6 protein-coding genes are annotated in these 5,852 nt (G+C 71.1%); 3 read left to right on the plus strand and 3 right to left on the minus strand.

Annotation, left to right across the window (positions count from 1 at the left end):
• Positions 1-213 precede the first annotated feature (213 nt).
• On the plus strand, positions 214-960 hold the full coding sequence (locus AC1D1S_RS18575; RefSeq protein WP_476995151.1) for an ArsR/SmtB family transcription factor: 747 nt from the start codon (positions 214-216) through the stop codon (positions 958-960).
• Positions 953-1,645, plus strand: a complete 693-nt coding sequence (locus tag AC1D1S_RS18580; RefSeq protein ID WP_476995152.1) for an SRPBCC family protein — start codon at positions 953-955, stop codon at positions 1,643-1,645. The genes AC1D1S_RS18575 and AC1D1S_RS18580 overlap by 8 nt, the downstream gene beginning before the upstream one ends.
• Positions 1,646-1,806: 161 nt before the next feature.
• Here AC1D1S_RS18580 and yczR read toward each other — a convergent pair whose 3' ends face one another.
• Entirely contained in the window at positions 1,807-3,387 is a 1,581-nt protein-coding gene (gene yczR / locus AC1D1S_RS18585; RefSeq protein ID WP_476995153.1) for a MocR-like transcription factor YczR, read from the minus strand.
• Positions 3,388-3,448: 61 nt separating this feature from the next.
• Between yczR and yczE the strand changes: the two genes are divergently transcribed.
• A complete protein-coding gene (gene yczE, locus AC1D1S_RS18590) occupies positions 3,449-4,162 on the plus strand; it encodes a membrane protein YczE (RefSeq protein WP_476995154.1) in 714 nt (237 codons plus the stop codon).
• A 29-nt stretch (positions 4,163-4,191) separates the two neighbouring features.
• On the opposite strand, the gene AC1D1S_RS18595 is transcribed toward yczE, so the two are convergent.
• Together AC1D1S_RS18595 and AC1D1S_RS18600 are read right to left on the minus strand one after the other, a co-directional pair.
• Positions 4,192-5,058 carry a DNA-formamidopyrimidine glycosylase family protein gene (locus AC1D1S_RS18595; RefSeq protein ID WP_243182151.1) on the minus strand — a complete coding sequence of 289 codons (867 nt, stop codon included), beginning with the start codon at positions 5,056-5,058 and terminating at the stop codon, positions 4,192-4,194.
• Positions 5,051-5,852: Lhr family helicase (locus AC1D1S_RS18600; protein WP_476995155.1), on the minus strand; the 802-nt coding region annotated here is incomplete at its 5' end. The genes AC1D1S_RS18600 and AC1D1S_RS18595, both read right to left, overlap by 8 nt.

Raw genomic sequence — 5,852 nt, forward strand, 5'->3', positions numbered from 1 at the left:
GCCGCGTCCATGTCCCTCGCCTCCCCGCCCGCCCGCCGTCCTCTCCCGCCGGCCGCCCTAAGCTCCAGTTCGCCGGACCCGTGCSAGGTCGCCGGAAAGRTCCGGCGACCKCGGAYGCTTCCGGCGAACTCGCSATGCGCCGCTGCCCGCACGCGAGCACCGACGAGAAAAAAGTTCTTGACAAATAAAATTGTCGGCGGGCAGACTGGAAGCATGTTGGACATCGGAGTGATTGAGGATCCGGCCGCGGCGGAGGCCTCGCTGGACCCGATCCGGACGCGGATCCTGCGCGAGCTGGCCGAACCCGGATCTGCGACGCAGCTCGCCGCGAAGGTGGGCCTGCCGCGGCAGAAGGTGAACTACCACCTCAAGGCGCTCGAGCGGCATGGGCTCGTCGAGCTCGTCGAGGAGCGGCGGCGCGGCAACGTGACCGAACGCATCCTGCGKGCGACGGCGGCGTCGTACCTGATTTCGCCGGCGGCGCTGGCCTCGGTGGCGCCGGACCCCCMCCGGTTCTCGGACCGCTTTTCCGCTTTCTGGCTGCTGGCACTCGCTGCCCGCATGGTCCAGGAGATGGGGCAGCTGATCGCCGGGGCGGCCGCGGCCCGGCAGAAACTCGCCACCTTTGCCATCGACGGCGAGATTACCTTCCGTTCGGCGGCGGACCGGGCGGCCTTCGCCGAGGAGCTCGGCGTCGCCGTGACCCGGCTCGTGGACAAGTACCACGACGGCGGTGACCTCGCCGCAGGTTCCCCGGCAGATCCGCAGGCAGGTTCTCAGTCCGGTCGCCGGCCGGAGGGACGCAAGCACCGGCTGGTCGTCGCGCTGCACCCGGCGCTCAAGGCGCCGCAGCCGAAGGCAGCGCACGCAGACCCACAAACGGCAACCCCACAAACAGCAACCCCACAAACAGCAATCCCACAAACGAACCCACAAGCCAAGGAGCAGGACAATGACTGACCAACGGAAATTCGAAATCGTCTACGACACCGAACTGCCCGGTACCCCGGAACGGGTGTGGGAGGCCGTCACCAAGGACACCCCGGCCTGGATGTTCCCCACGGACCAATGGCCGGCGGTCCGGACCGTGGACGAATACCCCTCCCATCTGGTGTCCCGGATGGACGGACCGGATGGCTGGTTCAACCAGCTGGAGCACGTCCTGGAACCGCTCGACGGTGGCCGGGCCCGGCTGCACTATGTGCACAGCGGCATCTTTGCGGACAACTGGGATGAGCAGTACGACGGCGCCAGCAAGCACACGGCGTTCTATCTGCACACCCTGGGCCAGTACCTGAAGTACTTCGACGGCAAGCCCGTGGTCTTCACGGACATCCAGGCACCCGCCGCTTCGCAGACGCCGGATGGCTTCGACCGGCTCAAGCGGGCCCTCGGCGTCGACACTGCCGTTCCGGGGGAGACGGTGGAGCTGGAGCTCGACGGCGTCGGGCCGCTGGCCGGCGAGATCGACTTCGCCAACGAGCACTTCCTCGGCCTGCGGACCGCGGACACGATGTACCGCTTCTTCGGGCGCAACGCCTTCGGCGCGCCAGTGGGRATGACCGTGCACGACTTCAGCGGCAGCGGGGACGTCGGGGCGACGGCCCAAGCCTGGACCGGGTTCCTGGCGAAGGTCTACGCCTGATCCCGCGACGCGCATCCTGCCTGGCGATGCCCTGAACGCTCGAGTTCGCCGGGAACGGGCCGAAGTCGCCGGAATGGTCCGGCGACTTCGGACGTTTCCGGCGACCTCGGGGCGCAGGAATGAACGGGCGTCGCAGGACAGGCCTGAAAGCGCCCCAGAATTCAGGCGATGGCCGCGGCTGGCGGGGACGACAGGTTGCGCCGCAGCTGCGGGGAGGCCTCGAGCCGGTCCTGCGCCGATCGCAATGCCAGCACGGCTGTCTCCAGCTGTTCCGGTGGAAGCGTGAACGGCAACCGCAAGTACTGCTCAAACGCGCCGCCGACGCCGAACCGGGGTCCGGCGGCGAGCCGGATCCCGACGTCGGGGGCCAGCACCGCCAATGCCGTGCTGATCGGCGCCGGGAGTCGGCACCAGACGGACAGGCCGCCGTCGGGCCACTCGGGCTCCCAGCCCGGCAGGTGCTCCCGAATTAGTTCCACCAGTGTGTTCCGGTTCTCGCGCAGCGCGGACAGCCTGTCGGGGAGCGGCTCCGTCATGGCGTTGACCAGATGCGCCCCGGCCAGCTGCTCCACCACCGGCCCGCCCAGGTCAAGGGTGGTGCGGGCAGCGGCGAAGCGCCGGATGAGGGGCTCGCTGGCGCGGATCCAGCCGGTGCGCAGCCCTGCCCAGTGCGACTTGCTGAGGGAACCGAGGGAGACCACCGCCGGGCTGAAAGCGGCCATGGGGGTCGACGCGGCGCCGTCCAGGTTCAACTCCCGCAGCGTCTCGTCCACCACCAGCACAGTGCCCGACGCCGCGGCCGCCTTCACGAGCCGGCGCCGCTGGGAATCGGGCATCAGCCGGCCGGTGGGGTTGTGGAAGTCCGGCACCACGTACGCCATCGCGGGCCGCTGCTGGAGCAGCGCCGTTTCCATGGCCTCGAGGTCCCAGCCGCCTGCGCCGCTGTAGACAGGGCCGTTGTGGGCCGGGTCGTTGCCGCCTGCGCTGTGGCCCCGGCCGCCGTGGATTCTGCCGCTGGGGCGTGCGCCGCCGGGGGCCGCGGAAGGCATGGCCACCGGGACCGGTCGGCAGCCCGAAGCCCGGATCGCGTCGAGGGCGTTCGGGTAGCTCGGATGCTCCACCAGCACCTTGGTCCCGGACGGCCCGGCCAATGTGCGGAGCACAATGTTCAGCGCGTGCTGGGCGCCGGAGGTGACCAGGACCTGCGCAGCCGTTGTCGGGACCCCGGCGGCGGTGTACCGGGCCGCAATGGCTTCACGGAGCGGGCCAACGCCCAGGGCGTCATAGCCGAAGCCCGGGAGCAGGGCCGGCAATTCGGTCAGGGCGGCGGCAAAGGCCCGGTGCACCACTTCGCCGCTGGCGGGCAGGGAGGCGTAAGCCAGGTCCAGGATCCCGTCCGGTACCGCCAGGCCGGGCGCGCCACTCAGCCGCAGGGCTCCGTCGTGGCCGCCGGCATGCAAGGGCCCCTGGCTCGGGATGCAGCTCCGGCTCCGGCTGCCCTGGCCGCTGCTGAGGAAACCCTGCTCGCGCAGCAGGGCGTAGGCCGCCGTCACCGTGGTGCGGCTGATGCCAAGGGCCGCTGCCAGCGAGCGCTCGCTCGGCAGGGCGACGTCCAGGGCGACGCGGCCGTCGAGGATGAGCAGGCGGACGACGTCGGCCAGCTCGCGGTAAGCGGGGGCGGCGCCGACGTTCCACTCGCCCAGCAGGCGGGCCAGCGACCCCGGAGTCAAAGAGACGGACATAGAGCCAGTATCTCAAACTGGATATGGATTGCAAGGCCAGTTTTCGTGGAGGATGGAGACCATGTTGACCCGCAGACTCCTCCAGCTCCTCATCGGCCTCGCTCTTTACGGCATTTCCCTCGCCATGGTCATCCGCGCCAGCCTCGGCACGTCGCCGTGGGACGTGCTCCACCAGGGGCTGGCGGCCAGGACCGGGCTCAGCCTCGGCACGGTGGTGGTGGTTGTCAGCTTCCTGGTGCTGCTGCTGTGGATCCCGCTCCGGCAATGGCCCGGCGTCGGAACCCTGTGCAACGCGGTGCTGGTGGGGGTCTTCGCGGACATCGGGCTGGCCCTGATTCCACAGTTTTCGCATCTGGGCGGCCAGATCTGCCTGCTTGTCGGGGCGGTGCTGCTCAATGGCGTCGCCTCCGCCTGCTACATCGGCGCCCGTCTGGGCCCGGGCGCACGGGACGGGCTCATGACGGGCCTCGCCCGGCGGACGGGCTGGCCGGTCCGGGTGTGCCGCACCGGCATTGAAGTGGTGGTCCTTGGCGCGGGCTGGCTGCTGGGCGGCTCGGTCGGTGTGGGCACGGTGCTGTACGCGCTGGCCATTGGCCCCCTGGTGCAGTTGCTGCTGCCGCGGTTCACCGTTCCGGAAGCGCGTCCGGTCCCGGCGGCCGGAACTGAAGCGGCCGGAACTGAAGCGGCCGGAACTGAAGCGGAAGCCGCCGTTGCCGGGACGGCAGTTCCTGTGGCGGCGGTCCCTGTGGCGGCGGGCAGAGGCCCGGCCGATTGATTCCCGCGGGTTGATTCCCGCGGGCCCCGTCAGCCGGCGCCCTCTGATCCGGGGCCCGGCAGGGGCTGGCAGGTGGGGCAGTAGTAGATGTCCCGTTCCTCGGTGACAGTGCCGGCGCCGTTCTCCTTGCCCAGGACGCCGCGGCGGATCGGAGTGCCGCATTTGAGGCACGGCTGGTGCTCGCGCCGGTAGACCCAGTAGCCGGGACGCCCGGCGGTGCGGCCCACCGGCACGCCCCGGGCGTTCAGGACGGTGGTCCGTCGGCCCGGCCCGAGGTTGGCGGAGAGCAGGACCTGGGCGTCGGTGATGATGGCGGGAAGGTCCGGCACTGCCGAGACGGGCGACGCCGGATGGACGCCCGCGAGGAAGCAGGCCTCGCACCGGTAGATGTTTCCGATCCCCGCCAGCTTGCTCTGGTCCAGCAGGGCGACGCCGATCGGTACGTCCGGGGCTGTGAGCAGCCGGTGTTCGGCCTCGGCCGCGTCCCAGTCCGGGCCCAGCAGGTCCGGGCCGAGGTGCCCCACGATGGTGTCCTCCTGGTCGGTCCGGACCACCTCAAGGATGCCCAGGGAGAACCCGACGGCGTCGGCCGTGGCGGTCCGCAGCACGCAGCGGGCCGTGAAGCCGGGCTTCCGCCAGCGGCCCCCGGGCGGGTAGACCTGCCAGCTGCCCTCCATCTTCAGGTGCGAATGGATGGTGAGCCGGTCTGTGGGCGTCGGGCCCTGGACGCGCATCAGCAGGTGCTTGCCGCGGGGCACCACCTCGGCGACGGTCCAGCCGCCGAGCTTGAGGGTGGCGAAGCGCGGGACCCGGAAGTCGGAGGAGACCAGTTCCTTCCCGGCCAGGGCTGCGTGCAGCTGCGCGGCGGCGCGGAAGACCGAATCGCCCTCAGGCACGGATCCTCAGTCCCTTGGGGGTGGAATAGGCCCCGGCATGGGAGAGGGCGGCCGCCACCGGGGTGTCCAGGATGCCGTGGCCGTTGACCTTTTCCATGATCAGCTTGTCCACCGCGCCTCGGGTCACCACACCCACCAGGGCCGTGCCGGCCGCGGCCAGGACGTCGGGGTCGTCGCTGAACGCGAGCAGGGTCTTGCCGCCGCGCTCGACGTACAGCGCCAGGGCGCCGTCGACCAGGACCACGAGGGCGCCGGCCTTCCGGCCCGGGCGGTGGCCGGTGCCGGCGTCGACGTTGAGCGCGGGCCATGGCAGCGCGGCGCCGTACGGGTTGGCAGGGTCGGTCGCGGCGAGGGCCAGGGCCACCGGTTCTGCCTTGTGCAGTTCGGCGTCCTCGACGTAGGACCGCAGCCGGTCCACCGTGGCCGGGACGGCGAACTGCGCCGCACCGAGGTGTTCGATGAAGTAGCCGCGGCGGCAGCGTCCGGCTTCCTCGAGCCGGGCCAGGACCTTGTACATGAGGCCGAAGCCGCCGAGGATGTTTTCTGCCATGACCGAGCCGCGGGTGACCACGCCGTAGCGGTCCAGCAGCAGCTCCGCGGTGGCCCGCGCATGGATGGTGGGATCGAGCTCCGGTGAGGGCAGCGCGGACCAGCGTCCTGCGGCGAGCGGGGGAGCGGGCGCGGTGCCGGTCACGGATCCGTATCGGCCGCCGGTGAGTCCCGGCGATCCGAGCAGGCCGGTGCCGTGCGCCCGTCCGAGCCGGCTGAGCCGCGGCGCGCGGGCCCGCGGGGCG

The sequence above is a fragment of the Arthrobacter sp. P1_A5 genome (assembly GCF_056406825.1).

What these genes read in the sequence shown, in the direction of transcription:
- yczR (WP_476995153.1), bottom strand. Translation starts at nt 3,387, where the DNA reads ATGTCCGTCTCTTTGACTCCGGGGTCGCTGGCCCGCCTGCTGGGCGAG.
- yczE (WP_476995154.1), top strand. Translation starts at nt 3,449, where the DNA reads ATGTTGACCCGCAGACTCCTCCAGCTCCTCATCGGCCTCGCTCTTTAC.